Here is a 16,273-nt window from a genome sequence, read left to right on the forward strand (position 1 = left end):
TTACTTGCCCTTAATCCTACTGGTTACTGGCTTTCAGCTCGCTTTGGCATTCGGGGTAGATGTCCGGTCTTAACTGAGATCGGGTTACCTGTCCTTGCGTAGCTTGTTCGATGGGTAAAACGAATTCAGCGGGAACACGCCCTGATTTATTCAACCAAAACCAGACGTTTTGCTGTTTTGAGTTGATGGCTCTTGCTAATGCTGATTGCCCGCCGACCAAGTCAATGGCACGGCGGAGATGTTTTTGTGTCGTTTTGAACACTTCCATACCGTCTCCTGTTACAATAATAACTGTTACAAGATTGAATGTTACAGTTTAAACTGTAGATAAGTCAACAGTTAAAATTGTTGAAAGACTACAGTTTTATTTGTAGAATGCGGGCTTATGAAAACTTTATCCGAACGACTAAACCATGCCTTGCAGCTTACTGGGGTAACTCAGTCTGAGTTGGCTCGTCGCATTGGTATCAAACAGCAGTCGATCAGCCAGATTTGCTCTGGTAAATCGGCTAGGTCTCGTTACACCATGCAGATCGCGGAGGCGCTTCGCGTGAATGCTCATTGGCTCGCCACAGGTGATGGCGAGATTGGCTTGGGGGTCGGTAATGTAGAAGTCGGGCCTGATATTAAGGGAAGAATTCCTCTCATTAACTGGGTTCAGGCCGGTGATTGGACTGAAATAGCGGAGGGATTTGCCCATGAAGATGCTGAGGAGTGGCGTGAAGTCACTGGGAAAGCACATGAGGGTTGTTTCGCACTTCGCGTAAAAGGCGACAGTATGGAAAATCCAAGCGGAAAAAAATCCATACCTGAGGGGGCAGTGATCGTTGTTGATCCTGAGTTACCTTACTCTTCAGGTTCATTGGTTGTTGCGCGTTTGGATGATTCGAAAGAAGCAACCTTTAAGCAGTTGGTTATTGATGGTGAACAGAAGTATCTAAAACCTTTGAACCCGCAATACCCTGCAATACCGATCAACGGCAACTGCACCATCATCGGTGTAGTACGACAAGCTATCATCGATTTCTGGTAGCGAAGGAATTTGTGGTTTAGCCACAGTTGTTCATTAGCTGAAGAAGCAACGATTGCAAACAGCTACAACTGAGCATTGGTGCACGCTGAGAGTAAATGGTAACCGATTAGGTAACCATTGATTGTTTATAAAGTCAAGATCAGCGAAAATAGCGGCCAATTACGATTAACACGACGGATTTGACAAGCGAAGAACTGAAAAGAGAGTACTTCCAAAAGTGTGTACAAATCCGTGTACAAACTAAAAGAATTTATACATGGCAAACCAAGATTTTCTTAATGAAATCAATAAGCGAAGGACCTTTGCTATCATCTCGCACCCTGATGCTGGTAAAACAACGATCACAGAAAAAGTACTTTTATTCGGTAATGCGTTACAAAAAGCAGGAACAGTTAAAGGTAAAAAGTCTGGACAGCATGCAAAGTCTGACTGGATGGAGATGGAAAAAGATCGTGGTATTTCTATCACTACATCGGTAATGCAATTTCCCTATGGCGGTGGCTTAGTTAACTTACTTGATACACCTGGGCATGAAGATTTCTCTGAAGATACTTACCGTACGTTAACCGCTGTTGATTCTTGTTTAATGGTCATCGATGCCGCAAAAGGTGTTGAGAAACGTACTATTAAATTAATGGAAGTAACCCGTTTACGTGATACACCAATCATCACTTTCATGAATAAATGTGACCGTGACACACGTGATCCCGTTGATTTGATGGATGAAGTTGAAGACGTACTTAATATTGCTTGTGCACCGATTACTTGGCCAATCGGTATGGGTAAAGAATTTAAAGGTGTTTATCATATATTACGTGATGAAGTTATTTTATATGAATCTGGACAAGGTCATACTATCCAAGATGTTCGTATCATTAAGGGATTAAATAACCCTGAAGTCGATAAAGCATTACCTAATCACGCGGATGATTTACGTGAAGAGATGGAGTTAGTCATTGGTGCATCTAATGAATTTGATCAGGCACTGTTCTTATCTGGTGAATTAACGCCTGTATATTTTGGTACGGCATTAGGTAACTTTGGTGTTGACCATGTCTTAGATGGCTTGGTTGAATGGGCGCCTAAGCCATTGCCAAGAGAAACAGTGCAACGTGTTGTACAGCCGACGGAAGAAGCATTTTCTGGTTTTATCTTTAAAATTCAAGCTAATATGGATCCAAAGCATCGTGATCGAATTGCATTTATGCGTATTTGCTCTGGTAAATATGAGAAAGGTATGAAAATGCACCACGTACGTACCGGGAAAATGGTCAGTATTTCAGATGCCGTAACCTTTATGGCGGGTGACCGCGCTGCAGCGGACGAATCATTTTCAGGTGATATTATTGGTTTACACAACCACGGTACAATTCAAATCGGCGATACATTTACCACTGGTGAAGATCTTAAATTTACTGGTATTCCAAACTTCGCGCCTGAAATGTTCCGTCGTATCCGTTTAAAAGATCCTCTAAAGCAAAAGCAATTATTGAAAGGATTAATGCAATTATCTGAAGAGGGGGCTGTTCAAGTATTCCGTCCATTACGTAGTAACGATTTGATCGTTGGTGCGGTTGGGGTATTGCAGTTCGAAGTAGTTGTGCAACGCTTAAAATCAGAATATAAGGTCGATGCTATTTACGAAGGTATTAGTGTGGCGACCGCATTATGGGTGGATTGCGATAATCCAGTTAAAATGGCAGAATTCGAGAAAAAAGCATTCGATAACTTAGCATTAGACGGTAGTAATAATTTAACTTACGTTGCACCAACAATGGTAAACTTAAACTTAGCGATTGAGCGTTATCCGGATGTACGTTTCCGTAAAACGCGTGAACACTAATTAAGTCTTGTTTATTAGCTATTGTTTATTAAGAATGTTTATTCAATATCGTTCATTAGCTAAATGGCTCGGTAAAATTGAACTGGACCTATTGCAGATAAACAGTAAATTGTTACAACAATAAAGCGTCTTAGGACGCTTTTTCTTTTTATTACCCGATCATACGTTGTCTATCTCTTCTGACATTTCCTGGCATACCCCTTGTATAGACTGTGTCGTTATTTTTATATAAATTTTCTTTGCTGAGTTTATATCTCAGCGTATTATGGAACAATGTCATAATCAATCACTGTAGGCCCTTAGAACAAGGTGGAATATGTTTATTGATAGCCATTGTCATTTTAATTTTGAACACTTTAAAGTTAACCGTAAATTGCTTATGTTTGCACTTAAAAATGCTCACATCAATAAACTCATTATTCCTGGTACAGATGCGCAACGTTGGCCTGAAATCATCCAATTAACGGAACAATATGAGGGTTTATATTTTGCGTTAGGGCTTCATCCTCATTTTTTAACTGACTTCGAACCACAACAGCTTGTCCAACTTGAGCAACTGTTAATTAAAACGTGTCAACAAACAGGAAGTAAATGTGTTGCGCTAGGGGAAATTGGTCTAGATAAGCTCATTGATAGCGAGTTAGCCTTACAAGAAAGCGTGTTCTTAGCGCAACTTGACATTGCCCAGTCATTAAAACTTCCGGTTATTTTACATGTCGTAAAAACACAATCCCGAGTATTGGAGTTATTGAAGCAGGCAGGTTTTAGTTATGGAGGGGTTTACCATGCTTTTTCAGGAAGTGTTGAAATAGCCAACGAGTTCATTAAATTAGGTTTTAAGTTAGGTATCGGAGGTGTGATCACCTATCCAAGTGCTAAGAAAACCAGAAGTGCATTACAACAATTGCCTCTTGCAAGCTTAATCTTAGAGACCGATGCACCTGATATGCCTGTATATCAACAAATTTCGACAAGTAATTCCCCTGCTAATTTACCGATCATCTTTAATGCGCTTTGCGAACTGCGTGAAGAGTCTGCAAGCGTGCTTGAACACCAACTTTATAATAACACCTTAAGCATTTTCTCTATAGACGATGACTAATGCTATTAACTAGCGTAAAATAGCCGCTTTTCTAAATACAGTTAGTGAAACATTGTTTCCAGAATAAGGTGATGGTTAATGACTCAATATCCAATGACAGCAAAAGGCGCTGATATTTTGCGTGCTGAATTAGAGCAATTAAAAACAGTAAAACGTCCTGAAATTGTTCACGCTATTGCTGAAGCCCGTGAACATGGAGATTTAAAAGAGAATGCTGAATACCATGCTGCGCGTGAGCAACAAGGGTTTTGTGAGGGCCGCATTCAAGATATCGAAGCGAAGTTATCAAATGCACAAATTATTGATGTAAGTAAAATTGCCAACAATGGTAAAGTTATTTTTGGTGCAACGGTAACGATTGTTAATGCAGAAACAGATGAAGAAGTTACGTATCAAATCGTTGGTGATGACGAATCTGATATTAAAAAGAACCTAATTTCAATCAACTCTCCGATTGCACGTGGTTTAATTGGAAAAAGTGTGGATGATGAAATATCAATTACAACACCAGGTGGTGTGATTGATTATGATATTATCAAAGTTGATTATATTGCTTTGTGATAGATAATAAAAAGCCCAGATTATCTGGGCTTTTTATTAGACAAATAGTATTAAACGCAAACTATTTACGCGGTAATTCTATTTTCTTAGCTTCACTTGGGCGGAATAAAACAACTATATGTCCAATTTTAGCAATCGCTAGTGATTCTGTTTCACGTACAATCGCATCGATAATAAGTTGTTTTGTTTCACGATCATCGGTCGCTATTTTTACTTTAATTAATTCATGGTGGCTAATAGCGTTTTCAATCTCAGCTAATACACCTTCGGTTAAGCCATTTTGTCCCAGTAATACAACTGGTTTTAAAGGATGAGCTAAGCCTTTTAAAAATTGTTTCTGTTTGTTTGATAATTTCATGCAAATATCTTTCATTAAGGGTTGAAAACGGTTCATTCTACCCTTAAATATTAACCTTTACTATTTAGATTATTATTTATCCTAACTATTCATCCACTAAAGGAAGTAATTGTGGCAAAACCAGACAGTACAAATCGTCTTAAAAAGAGTGCATCGGGCAGTTCAAAAAGATGGATGCATGAGCATGTAAATGATTTTTATGTGAAAGAAGCTAATAAACAAGGTTTACGTTCACGTGCTGTTTTTAAATTGGATGAAATTAACGGTAAAGACAAACTTATCCGCTCTGGTATGACTGTGGTCGATTTAGGTGCAGCACCGGGAAGTTGGTCACAATGGGCTGTTGATAAAGTGGGGGCAAAGGGTAAAGTAATTGCCTGTGATATATTACCAATGGATTCAATTGCAGGTGTGGATTTTTTGCAAGGTGATTTTCGTGAAGAAGTGGTCTTAAATGCACTACTACAACGTATTGGTGATAACAAGGTTGATGTAGTGTTATCGGATATGGCACCAAATATGAGTGGCAATACGGGTATTGATCAACCCAAATCGATGTATTTAGTTGAGCTAGCATTAGAAATGTGCCGAGATGTACTTGTGAAAGACGGTAGTTTTATCGTTAAAGTATTTATGGGAGCAGAGTATGAATTCTATATTAACGAAGTGCGAAAACTATTTAAATCCGTCAAAACAAGAAAACCAGATTCTTCAAGAGCAAGATCACGAGAAGTTTATTTAGTGGCGACTGGTTTTAAACTGTAGTAATCTGATTTAATATTATATTCTTTTCATTTTTAACATGAGGTTTACATCTTGAACGATATGGCAAAAAACCTGATATTGTGGTTAGTCATCGCAGTAGTCTTAATGTCTTTATTCCAAGGCTTTGGATCAGACGAAACAAAAAAATCACAAATCGACTACACCACTTTTAATAAAGAAGTAAGCCAAGGGCAGATCCAACAAGTACAAATTAATGGGCAAGAAATTAAAGGGTTAAAAAGTAACCAAACACCGTTTGTTACTTATATCCCTGCGCCAGATTTAGACTTAATGAATTACCTTATTAAAAATGATGTAAAAGTAGAAGGAACGCCTCCAGAAGAAACTAGTTTCTTAGCGTCTATTTTTGTTTCATGGTTCCCTATGCTGTTATTAATTGGTGTTTGGATCTTCTTTATGCGCAACATGCAAGGTGGCGGTAAAGGCGGCGCAATGTCATTTGGTAAGAGTAAAGCTAAATTGATGGGCGAAGACCAAATTAAAACAACATTTGCTGATGTGGCTGGTTGTGATGAAGCCAAAGAAGATGTTGTGGAGCTGGTTGATTACTTAAAAGATTCAACTAAATTCCAAAAATTAGGTGGCCGTATTCCAACGGGGGTTTTATTAGTAGGTCCTCCTGGTACAGGTAAAACACTTTTAGCTAAAGCGATTGCTGGTGAGGCTAAAGTACCATTCTTCTCAATCTCTGGTTCTGATTTTGTTGAAATGTTTGTCGGTGTGGGTGCATCTCGTGTGCGTGACATGTTTGAACAAGCAAAAAAATCAGCACCTTGTATTATTTTTATCGATGAAATTGATGCAGTAGGTCGTGCTCGTGGTGCTGGCATGGGTGGTGGTAATGATGAGCGTGAGCAAACATTAAACCAAATGCTAGTTGAAATGGATGGTTTCGAAGGTAATGAAGGTATTATTGTGGTTGCTGCGACGAACCGTCCAGATGTACTCGATGCGGCCTTATTACGTCCAGGTCGTTTTGACCGTCAAGTTGTTGTTGGTTTACCTGATGTACGTGGTCGAGAGCAAATTCTAAAAGTGCATATGCGCAAAATACCACTCGATGAAGATGTGAAAGCAACTGTCCTAGCACGTGGTACACCTGGTTTCTCTGGTGCGGATTTAGCTAACTTAGTGAATGAAGCTGCATTGTTTGCTGCACGTGGTAACAAACGCACGGTGTCAAAAGAAGACTTCGAACAAGCGCGTGATAAAATATTAATGGGATCTGAACGTCGTAGTTTGGTGATGACGGTTAAAGATAAAGAATCAACTGCTTATCATGAAGCGGGACATGCGATTGTGGCTAAATTAGTACCACAGCATCATCCCATTCATAAAGTAACGATTATTCCTCGTGGGCGTGCTTTAGGGGTAACTCAGTTCTTGCCTGAAGGTGATCAAATCTCTCAAAACAAAGATGAGCTAGAAAGTAGTATCTCGGTTGCTTATGGTGGTCGTATTGCAGAAGAGCTTATTTACGGTGCACAAAAAGTATCAACGGGTGCATCACAGGATATCAAACAAGCTTCTGCTATTGCGCGAGCAATGGTAACTGAGTGGGGGTTTTCTGAAAAATTAGGCCCTATTCTATTAACGGGTGAGCAAGGTAGTTTACGTTCTAATGTTGTGTCGCATGAAACGGGCAAAGTGATTGATGATGAAGTAAAACTATTTATCGATACAAACTACAATCGCGCTTACAAGCTATTAACAGATAACATTGATATTTTACATGCAATGAAAGAAGCATTAATGAAATATGAGACTATCGATTCCAATCAAGTTGATGACTTAATGGCTCGTATAACTGTGCGTCCTCCAAGTGATTGGGATGACGAAAAAGAAGTTGAATCACTGAAAGAAAAAAAATCGACTATCGATATGGTTAAACCAAAAAAATCAACAATTGATATGGATAAGTCTGAAAAATCTAATATCGATATGGCTAGACCAGAGAAAAAGAAAGTAGACACTGAAAAAGATGTTGATCTTGAAAAGCCTGTTGATGTTGAAGCACCTGAAACGGTAGAAACAACTGAAACGTTAACTGATCAAGATAAAGACAATAAATAAAGTATTTATTGTTTCATTTCTCTAGAAAAACCTAAGCTTGCTTAGGTTTTTTTTAATCTTAATTCTGACTAATAAAAGTTCACTGCAATGATATTAACTAACGGTAAAAATAGACTTAACCTCGAACAACCCCAAATTATGGGGATTTTGAATGTTACACCGGATTCATTTTCCGATGGCGGGCAGTATGCACATATTGAACAAGCCGTCTCGCGTGCAAAAGAGATGGTTGAGCAGGGAGCGACGATTATTGATATCGGCGGCGAATCAACACGTCCTGGTGCAAGTGATGTTTTATTAAATGAAGAACTGGAACGGGTTATTCCTGTTATTGCCGCCATTAAAAAAGAACTTAATTGCTGGATCTCTGTTGATACTAGCAAAGCAAAAGTGATGACGGAAGCTGTACAAGCAGGCGCTGATATCATCAACGATATACGTGCATTACGAGAAGAAGGGGCGTTAAAAGCTGCGGTTGATGCTGGGGTGCCTGTTTGCTTAATGCATATGCAAGGACAGCCAAGAAGTATGCAAACAGCACCTGATTATCAAGATGTAGTTGCGGAAGTAAAAACGTTTTTAATGGACCGCAGTAAGACCTGTATTGAAGCAGGCATTAAAGCTGAAAATATTATTCTCGATTTAGGTTTTGGATTTGGAAAGTCGTTACAGCATAATTTTGAATTGTTAAGGGCTACGCAGGAATTTATGGCGCTAGGTTTTCCTGTGTTGACAGGCGTTTCTCGTAAATCAATGTTTGGACAGCTTCTAAATCGTGATATAAATGAACGTTTGGCAGGCAGCTTAGCTGGGGCAATGATTGCTATGCAGCAGGGCTCAAAAATAATTCGTGTTCATGATGTTGCAGAGACGGTTGATGTCATGAAAGTATTAAAGCAGATAGGTACTTTTAATTAACTTAATTGGTATTACTCAACCACACTGATTAAGCACTCTATTTTACTGATCAACATGGCTTACGCCTTAAACTAAGACTTTTAATGCAAAGAATTTAGAGTACTTATTCAATGCAAAGAATTTAGAGTACTTATTCAATGCAAAGAATTTAGAGTACTTATTCAATGCAATTGTTATTACTGGTTATTATAAGAGCTTTTCAATGAAGAAAAAATATTTTGGTACTGATGGTATTCGCGGCAAAGTTGGTGAGTCTTTAATTACCCCTGAATTTGCATTAAAGCTAGGTTGGGCTGCTGGCCGAGTCTTAGCTAAATCAGGTAATAAAAAAGTATTAGTTGGTAAAGATCCTCGAATTTCAGGTTATATGCTCGAAGCTGCACTTCAAGCAGGGCTTACTTCCGCAGGGGTCATTCCTGTCTTAATGGGGCCTATGCCTACCCCTGCTGTTGCTTACTTAACACATACTTTTCGTGCTACTGCTGGTATCGTAATTAGTGCTTCTCATAACCCGTATTATGATAACGGTATTAAATTTTTCTCTGAGGAAGGACTTAAATTATCTGAAAAAGTAGAGTTAGAAATTGAAGCTGAAATCGATAAAGAATTAATTTGTGTCGATTGTAGTGAAATGGGAAAAGCTTATCGTATTAATGATGCGGCAGGTCGGTATATTGAGTTTTGTAAGAGTACTTTTCCTTCGCAGTACGATTTAAGTGGTCTTAAAATTGTTGTCGATTGTGCTAATGGCGCAACCTATCATATTGCGCCGTTAGTGATTAGTGAATTAGGTGCAGAAGTGATCACCATGGGCGTTCAGCCAAATGGTATTAATATTAACCTAAATTGCGGTGCGACTAGCATGGCTGCAATTGCTGAGCGTGTGATCAACGAAAAAGCTGATTTTGGTATCGCATTTGACGGTGATGGGGATCGTGTGATGATGGTTGATCATACTGGGTATGTACTTGATGGCGATGAGATATTGTACATTATCGCACGTGATAAATTACGCAAAGGTACTTTAAATGGAGGGGCTGTCGGCACAGTAATGTCCAACCTTGGTTTGGAGCAAGCATTAAAAACATTAGGTATTCCTTTCGATCGTTCTGATGTGGGTGACCGCCATGTAATGGAACTCATGAAAAAGAATGGTTGGAGTATTGGTTCGGAAATCTCAGGGCATGTTATTTGTGCCGATTATTTAGCGACAGGTGATGGTATTGTTTCTGGTTTGCAAGTGATCAGTGCGATGCAAGGTAGCCGAATGAATTTGCATGACTTACGACAAGGTATACGTAAATATCCTCAGATCGTTGAGAGTGTTCGCTATAATAATCAAATAGATCCGTTACAAGATAAAGATGTGTTAGAAGAACTGTCTCGTATCGAAGGATTATTAGGCAGCCGTGGTCGTGTTTTATTGAGAAAGTCAGGTACCGAGCCTGTATTTAGAGTTATGGTTGAAGCTGATGAAAGTGAAGAGCAAGTGATAGCCTATGCAAAATCATTGGCTAGCAAAGTAAAAGTTTAAGTATTTGTAAATGAGTCAAATAATAAAATCTATTTAAAATACTGTTAAAATAGAAAATGTTGATGCTTTTTTATGCGGTTTTGTAAAGAAGCACCAACAGTTATTAATTTGTATTAATATTCACTTGTGATCCGCACTTGCATTGGGTAGTATTCGTCCGCTTCTTTGTGAGAGCATAAAGTTTTAATAAGATAAATTAGGTAATATAAATATGTATGAAATACTGTTAGTTGTTTATTTAATTGTTTCAATTATTTTAGTTGGTTTTGTTTTAATCCAACAAGGTAAGGGAGCTGGCATGGGCGCTTCATTTGGCTCTGGCGCTTCTAATACAGTATTTGGTGCAGGTGGTTCTGGTAACTTCATGACCCGTACTACGGGTGTTTTAGCATTAGCATTTTTTGTATTAAGCTTAGTACTAGGTAACCTTTCTACACATAAAGTATCTGTAAACGATGACTTTTCAAACCTAGCGGTTGAAGAAGTTGTAGATGTACCAGTTGAAGTAGATACCTCGACTCAGATTCCTGAGTAATATTTTTAAAGCGGATATGGTGGAATTGGTAGACACGCAGCCTTGAGGGGGCTGTGGCTTAGGCCGTGAGAGTTCAAGTCTCTCTATCCGCACCAAACATTAGATTTTATATTGCACTGAGATCACACTTTATATATAATGACCTCGTTTTCAGCGTGATAGAAAATAAAAAGTAATAGAGTTTAAATATTCGTTAAAGCTTTAGCTTAAATATTTAAATGTATAGTTCGGACGCGAGATGGAGCAGTCTGGTAAAGTAAATCGTCGGGCTCCTTCTTGTAGATAAAAGGCGAAGGTAGTAGGTTCAAATCCTGCTCTCGCAACAAGTGCGTCGCACTTAGTTTAATATTTTAGTTTGAGTGTTGATTTTATTAGTGAAATTTAATATTTAAACACAACAGTACAGTCGCGAGATGGAGCAGTCTGGTAGCTCGTCGGGCTCATAACCCGAAGGTCGTAGGTTCAAATCCTGCTCTCGCAACCACATTTTAGTGTATGTTTTAAGAAAGGCTCATCGGGCCCAACTCTTAATAAAACACTGGCGAAGGTCGTAGTTGTTAAATTGAACTCCCTGAACCACATTCGATATTGTAGTTTCCTATCGCAATATCTGTTTGATTTAATCAAACAAAACGAATGAAGCTCCAATTTATTGGGGCTTTTTTGTTATTTGCGTATTTGATTTTGTATTGAATACGTTTTACTGACAACTTATGTTTATCAAAAATAAACATAAGTTGTTATTTGGAATAGGGCTATATGCCCTTTTTTTGTTTCTGAAAGGGGATAGATTTGGCAAGTTTAGAAGAGCGTCTAACTGAAATGTTAGCGCCAAGTGTTGAAGATCTTGGCTATGAGTTAGTGGGCATTGAATACGTACGTGCGGGTAAACACTCGATATTACGTGTTTATATTGACCAAGAAGAAGGTATTTTAGTGGATGATTGTGCTGCTGTAAGCCGCCAAGTCAGCGCTATTATGGATGTTGAAGATCCAATCACTAACGAATACACATTAGAAGTATCTTCTCCAGGATTGGAAAGACCACTCTTTAACGCTGCACAATATGCTGCGTTTTTAGGTGAAGAAGTGAAAATACAACTACGTATGCCGATTCAAAATCGTCGTAGATGGAAAGGCGTGATCAGCAATGTTGATGGTGAAATCATTTGTATTGCAGTAGAGGGTAAAGAAGAGCGTTTTGCGCTGAGTAATATCCAAAAAGCGAACATAGTTCCGAAATTTGATTAATTAAGGCGTTAAAAATGAATAATAAAGAAATTTTATTGGTTGTTGAAGCTGTTTCAAATGAAAAAGGCTTACCAAGAGAAGCGATTTTTGAAGCATTGGAAAGTGCACTGGCAATTGCAACAAAGAAGAAGTACGAATTAGAAATTGAAGTGCGCGTCGAGATTGATCGTGAAACCGGACATTTTGACACTTTCCGCCGTTGGTTAGTATTAGAGTCTGATGCTGAAATGGAGCATCCTGCTAAAGAAATGACTTTTGAAGCAGCTCAATATGATAGCCCTGAGATCCAAGTCGGCGAATTTATTGAAGATGAAATTGATTCTGTTACTTTTGACCGAATCACAACACAAACTGCAAAACAAGTTATTGTACAAAAAGTACGTGAAGCTGAACGTGCGCAAGTTGTTGCACAATATGCAGAAAAAGAAGGTGAATTAATCACCGGTGTTGTTAAACGTATGACACGTGATAGCATCTTATTAGATCTTGGTAACAATGCAGAAGCAGTTATTTTCCGTGATGAAATGCTACCTCGTGAAAATTTCCGTCCAGGTGACCGTTTACGTGGTTTGTTATTCGCTGTTCGCCCTGAAGCTCGTGGTGCTCAACTGTTTATGACACGTACACAACCTGAAGTATTAGTTGAGTTGTTCCGCTTAGAAGTGCCAGAAATTGCGGAAGAGATGATCGACTTAATGGGTGCTGCTCGTGATCCAGGTTCGCGTGCAAAAATTGCAGTGAAATCAAATGACCAACGTATCGACCCTATCGGTGCTTGTGTTGGTATGCGTGGCGCACGTGTACAAGCGGTTTCAAACGAGTTAGGCGGAGAGCGTGTTGATATTATCCTTTGGGATGAGAATCCAGCACAATTTGCAATCAATGCAATGGCGCCAGCTGAAGTGGCATCAATTGTTGTTGATGAAGATACACACAGCATGGATATTGCTGTAGAAGAAGAAAACTTAGCACAAGCAATTGGTCGTAACGGTCAAAACATTCGTTTAGCATCACAACTGACTGGTTGGGAGTTAAATGTAATGACTGTGGCTGAATTACAATCTAAGCACCAAGCTGAAGCTGATAACGTTATTTCAGTCTTTACTTCTGCATTAGAAATTGATGATGACTTTGCGGGTGTGTTAGTTAGTGAAGGTTTTAGTTCTCTAGAAGAAATTGCTTACGTACCTGCTGAAGAGTTATTAGCTATCGATGGTCTTGATGAAGAGATGGTTGAAGAGTTACGTACTCGAGCTAAAGATGTATTAGCGACAAAAGCACTTGCTGAAGAAGAAAGTTTAGAAGGTGCGAAACCAGCTGATGATTTATTAGCACTTGAAGGCTTAGAGCCGCACCTTGCATTTGTATTAGCAAGTAAAGGTGTAATTACGTTAGAAGACTTGGCAGAGCAAGCTGTTGATGATCTACTAGAGATTGAAAAACTAGATGCAGAAAAAGCAGCAGAGCTAATTATGGCTGCACGTAATATCTGTTGGTTTAGTGAAGATGCTTAATAGCGTCAGTATGGAGAAATAAATAATGTCAGAAATTCTATTAAAAGACCTCGCTAAAGACTTAAATAAATCTGAAGACACTTTGGTTAAACAGTTTGCCGATGCTGGTATTACTAAAAAATCGAGTGACTCAGTGAGTGTTGAAGAAAAAGAAAAATTAACTACTTATTTGCAAAAGCAACACGGTGGCGAACAAAAACAAAAAATGACTTTACAACGTAAAACAAAAACAACGTTAAATGTTAAAGGTCAATCGAACGCTGTAAATGTTGAAGTGCGTAAAAAACGTACTTTTGTAAAACGTAGTGATGAAGAAGTTCAAGCAGAACGAGCTGCCGAGCAAGCATTAAAAGCAGAAGCTGAAGCTAAAATTCAAGCTGAATTAGACGCTAAGAAAGAGCAAGCTGAAAAAGTATTAGCTGAAAAAATGGCTGCTAAGAAAGAAGCCGAGGCAAAAGCAAAAGCTGCAGCAGCAGCAAATAAACAAAAACAAGCCGCTGCTAAGTCAACTAAAACAGATGAACAGCTGCAACTTGAAAAAGAAGAAGCTGATCTGCAGAAGAAAGCTGAAACAGAAGCACTAGCTAAAATTGAAAAAGAAGCGGTACTACAAGCTGAGAATGCTAAAAAACTAGCTGAAGAAAATGCTGCACGCTGGGCTAAAGAAGAAGCTGACCGTAAAGCTGCTGAAGGTGCTGATTACCACGTAACTACATCATCAGAAGCGCGAGCTGCAGAAGATTCAGTTGATGCTAAAGCGGAAGGTCCAACACACCGTAAAAAGAAAAAGAAAGCTGTTGCTGATAAACCGCTTGAAACACCTTACTCACGTCGTAACAATCGTAATAACCGTCGTGGTAAAAAAGGTGCAACAGCAACGCCATCTGCATTACAACAAGCATTTGAAAAACCAGCTGCTAAAGTTGAACGTGACGTTAAAATTGGTGAAACGATTACAGTTGCAGAACTAGCAAGTAAAATGGCTGTTAAAGCAACTGAAGTGATCAAGGTAATGATGAAGATGGGTGCTATGGCAACTATCAACCAAGTTATCGACCAAGAAACAGCGACGATTGTAGCTGAAGAAATGGGCCACAAAGTTATCCTAACTAAAGAAAATGAGTTAGAAGAGTCAGTACTAGCTGAAGCACAACAAGGTGGTGAGAAAACATCTCGTGCGCCAGTTGTTACTATCATGGGACATGTTGACCACGGTAAAACTTCATTATTAGATTACATTCGTCGCGCTAAAGTTGCAGACGGTGAAGCCGGTGGTATTACACAGCATATCGGTGCTTACCATGTAGATACTGATAAAGGTATGATTTCATTCCTAGATACTCCAGGACATGCGGCGTTTACCTCAATGCGTTCTCGTGGTGCTAAAGCAACGGATATCGTTGTACTAGTAGTTGCTGCAGATGATGGTGTTATGCCACAAACAATCGAAGCGATTCAACATGCAAAAGCTGCTGGTGTTCCGTTAATGGTTGCAGTGAATAAAATCGATAAAGAAGGTGCAGATTTTGACCGTGTTAAAACTGAGCTTTCTCAACACGATGTTATTTCTGAAGAATGGGGCGGTGAAAACATCTTCTCATTCGTATCTGCAAAAGTAGGTACTGGTGTTGATGAATTATTAGATAGCATCTTACTACAAGCTGAAATGTTAGATTTATCAGCTGTTTCAACGGGTCCTGCATCTGGTGTTGTTATTGAATCTCGCCTTGATAAAGGTCGTGGTCCAGTTGCATCTATTCTAGTACAGCAAGGCGAACTGAAACAGGGTGATATCGTACTTTGCGGTCTTGAGTACGGACGTGTTCGTGCAATGCGTGACGAAAATGGTAATTCAATTGAATCTGCTGGTCCGTCTATTCCAGTTGAAGTTTTAGGTTTGTCTGGTGTTCCACAAGCGGGTGATGAAGCGACCGTTGTTAAAGATGAAAAGAAAGCACGTGAAGTTGCGTTATACCGTCAAGGTAAATTCCGTGATATTAAACTTGCTCGTCAACAAAAAGCGAAACTTGAAAACATGTTCTCTAACATGGAATCAGGTGAAGTATCTGAGCTTAACTTAGTACTTAAAGCGGATGTACAAGGTTCACTTGAAGCAATCTGTGAGTCACTAAACAAACTATCTACTGATGAAGTTAAAGTTAACATTATCGGTCGTGGTGTTGGTGGTATTACTGAAACTGACGCTTCATTAGCATCAGCTTCTGGCGCAATCGTAATCGGCTTTAACGTTCGTGCAGACGCAACAGCACGTAAGTTAATCGATAACGAAGCGGTTGAATTGCGTTACTACAGCATCATCTATGATTTAATTGATGAAGTGCGTGCTGCAATGAGTGGTTTATTAGCACCTGAGTTTAGACAAGAAATTACAGGTATTGCTGATGTACGTGAAGTATTTAAATCTCCTAAGATCGGCGCTATTGCTGGTTGTATGGTGACGGAAGGTACTATTAAACGTAATAACCCAATTCGTGTTCTACGTGAAAACGTGGTTATATACGAGGGTGTACTTGAATCACTACGTCGCTTTAAAGATGACGCAACTGAAGTACGTAATGGTGTTGAGTGTGGTATCGGTGTTAAAAACTACAACGATGTACGCGTAGGCGACCAAATAGAAGTATTTGAAATTATTGAAGTAAAACGTACTTTATAATTTCAATTTATAAATAATGATTAATAATGGGGGCTTTTGCCTCCATTCTCATTTAAAACAGCGCTAATAAGTGTTGTGCTAGGAGTTA

General features: G+C 39.0%; 13 protein-coding genes, 3 tRNA genes and 1 pseudogene. 15 read left to right on the top strand and 2 right to left on the bottom strand.

Features of this window, described 5'->3' with window-relative positions:
* Window positions 1-16 precede the first annotated feature (16 nt).
* A complete protein-coding gene (locus H592_RS0106060; protein WP_022609764.1) occupies window positions 17-268 on the bottom strand; it encodes a helix-turn-helix domain-containing protein in 252 nt (83 codons plus the stop codon).
* Window positions 269-385: 117 nt separating this feature from the next.
* On the opposite strand from H592_RS0106060, the gene H592_RS0106065 reads away from it, so the two are divergent.
* The 4 genes from H592_RS0106065 to greA all read left to right on the top strand — a co-directional run bounded on the left by H592_RS0106065 (window position 386) and on the right by greA (window position 4,539).
* A complete protein-coding gene (locus tag H592_RS0106065) occupies window positions 386-1,033 on the top strand; it encodes a LexA family protein (protein ID WP_000854920.1) in 648 nt (215 codons plus the stop codon).
* A gap of 256 nt (window positions 1,034-1,289) precedes the next feature.
* Window positions 1,290-2,876, top strand: a complete 1,587-nt coding sequence (gene prfC, locus H592_RS0106070) for a peptide chain release factor 3 (RefSeq protein WP_028867981.1) — start codon at window positions 1,290-1,292, stop codon at window positions 2,874-2,876.
* 316 nt (window positions 2,877-3,192) lie between these two features.
* Window positions 3,193-3,978: a TatD family hydrolase gene (locus H592_RS0106075; RefSeq protein WP_028867982.1), complete on the top strand. Its 786-nt coding sequence runs from the start codon at window positions 3,193-3,195 to the stop codon at window positions 3,976-3,978.
* A 78-nt stretch (window positions 3,979-4,056) separates the two neighbouring features.
* Window positions 4,057-4,539, top strand: coding sequence for a transcription elongation factor GreA (gene greA / locus H592_RS0106080; protein WP_028867983.1), 483 nt, complete (start codon window positions 4,057-4,059; stop codon window positions 4,537-4,539).
* A gap of 61 nt (window positions 4,540-4,600) precedes the next feature.
* On the opposite strand, the gene yhbY is transcribed toward greA, so the two are convergent.
* The gene (gene yhbY, locus H592_RS0106085) at window positions 4,601-4,897 is read right to left on the bottom strand and encodes a ribosome assembly RNA-binding protein YhbY (RefSeq protein ID WP_028867984.1); all 297 of its coding nucleotides are present in this window, start codon (window positions 4,895-4,897) and stop codon (window positions 4,601-4,603) included.
* Window positions 4,898-5,008: 111 nt separating this feature from the next.
* Here yhbY and rlmE point away from each other — a divergent pair, with 111 nt between their 5' ends.
* The 11 genes and pseudogenes from rlmE to infB all read left to right on the top strand — a co-directional run bounded on the left by rlmE (window position 5,009) and on the right by infB (window position 16,185).
* The gene (gene rlmE, locus H592_RS0106090; RefSeq protein ID WP_028867985.1) at window positions 5,009-5,662 is read left to right on the top strand and encodes a 23S rRNA (uridine(2552)-2'-O)-methyltransferase RlmE; all 654 of its coding nucleotides are present in this window, start codon (window positions 5,009-5,011) and stop codon (window positions 5,660-5,662) included.
* Between the two features lie 51 nt (window positions 5,663-5,713).
* A pseudogene (ftsH, locus tag H592_RS21620) lies at window positions 5,714-7,573 on the top strand (ATP-dependent zinc metalloprotease FtsH); the annotation flags it as partial.
* Between the two features lie 270 nt (window positions 7,574-7,843).
* The gene (gene folP, locus H592_RS0106100; RefSeq protein ID WP_028867986.1) at window positions 7,844-8,674 is read left to right on the top strand and encodes a dihydropteroate synthase; all 831 of its coding nucleotides are present in this window, start codon (window positions 7,844-7,846) and stop codon (window positions 8,672-8,674) included.
* A 202-nt stretch (window positions 8,675-8,876) separates the two neighbouring features.
* Window positions 8,877-10,208 (top strand): phosphoglucosamine mutase, encoded by a 1,332-nt coding sequence (glmM, locus tag H592_RS0106105; protein ID WP_028867987.1) that lies wholly within the window; start codon window positions 8,877-8,879, stop codon window positions 10,206-10,208.
* Between the two features lie 211 nt (window positions 10,209-10,419).
* A complete protein-coding gene (gene secG, locus H592_RS0106110) occupies window positions 10,420-10,743 on the top strand; it encodes a preprotein translocase subunit SecG (RefSeq protein WP_028867988.1) in 324 nt (107 codons plus the stop codon).
* Window positions 10,744-10,753: 10 nt separating this feature from the next.
* Window positions 10,754-10,838: transfer RNA gene (locus tag H592_RS0106115), tRNA-Leu, on the top strand.
* Between the two features lie 137 nt (window positions 10,839-10,975).
* Window positions 10,976-11,066 (top strand) — tRNA-OTHER (locus tag H592_RS23865).
* 84 nt (window positions 11,067-11,150) lie between these two features.
* Window positions 11,151-11,227, top strand: a tRNA-Met gene (locus H592_RS0106120).
* A 308-nt stretch (window positions 11,228-11,535) separates the two neighbouring features.
* Window positions 11,536-11,994, top strand: coding sequence for a ribosome maturation factor RimP (gene rimP, locus H592_RS0106125; protein WP_028867989.1), 459 nt, complete (start codon window positions 11,536-11,538; stop codon window positions 11,992-11,994).
* A gap of 14 nt (window positions 11,995-12,008) precedes the next feature.
* Window positions 12,009-13,508 carry a transcription termination factor NusA gene (gene nusA / locus H592_RS0106130; RefSeq protein WP_028867990.1) on the top strand — a complete coding sequence of 500 codons (1,500 nt, stop codon included), beginning with the start codon at window positions 12,009-12,011 and terminating at the stop codon, window positions 13,506-13,508.
* A gap of 25 nt (window positions 13,509-13,533) precedes the next feature.
* The gene (gene infB, locus H592_RS0106135) at window positions 13,534-16,185 is read left to right on the top strand and encodes a translation initiation factor IF-2 (RefSeq protein WP_028867991.1); all 2,652 of its coding nucleotides are present in this window, start codon (window positions 13,534-13,536) and stop codon (window positions 16,183-16,185) included.
* Window positions 16,186-16,273: the final 88 nt, after the last annotated feature.

Origin of the sequence: Psychromonas arctica DSM 14288 (assembly GCF_000482725.1) — a bacterium.
Taxonomy (GTDB): domain Bacteria; phylum Pseudomonadota; class Gammaproteobacteria; order Enterobacterales; family Psychromonadaceae; genus Psychromonas; species Psychromonas arctica.

Excerpts from the sequence above, each read along its gene's own strand:
- nusA (WP_028867990.1), top strand. The coding sequence starts at position 12,009 with ATGAATAATAAAGAAATTTTATTGGTTGTTGAAGCTGTTTCAAATGAA.
- prfC (WP_028867981.1), top strand. The coding sequence starts at position 1,290 with ATGGCAAACCAAGATTTTCTTAATGAAATCAATAAGCGAAGGACCTTT.
- secG (WP_028867988.1), top strand. The coding sequence starts at position 10,420 with ATGTATGAAATACTGTTAGTTGTTTATTTAATTGTTTCAATTATTTTA.
- yhbY (WP_028867984.1), bottom strand. The coding sequence starts at position 4,897 with ATGAAATTATCAAACAAACAGAAACAATTTTTAAAAGGCTTAGCTCAT.
- infB (WP_028867991.1), top strand. The coding sequence starts at position 13,534 with ATGTCAGAAATTCTATTAAAAGACCTCGCTAAAGACTTAAATAAATCT.
- greA (WP_028867983.1), top strand. The coding sequence starts at position 4,057 with ATGACTCAATATCCAATGACAGCAAAAGGCGCTGATATTTTGCGTGCT.
- folP (WP_028867986.1), top strand. The coding sequence starts at position 7,844 with ATGATATTAACTAACGGTAAAAATAGACTTAACCTCGAACAACCCCAA.
- glmM (WP_028867987.1), top strand. The coding sequence starts at position 8,877 with ATGAAGAAAAAATATTTTGGTACTGATGGTATTCGCGGCAAAGTTGGT.
- H592_RS0106060 (WP_022609764.1), bottom strand. The coding sequence starts at position 268 with ATGGAAGTGTTCAAAACGACACAAAAACATCTCCGCCGTGCCATTGAC.
- H592_RS0106075 (WP_028867982.1), top strand. The coding sequence starts at position 3,193 with ATGTTTATTGATAGCCATTGTCATTTTAATTTTGAACACTTTAAAGTT.
- H592_RS0106065 (WP_000854920.1), top strand. The coding sequence starts at position 386 with ATGAAAACTTTATCCGAACGACTAAACCATGCCTTGCAGCTTACTGGG.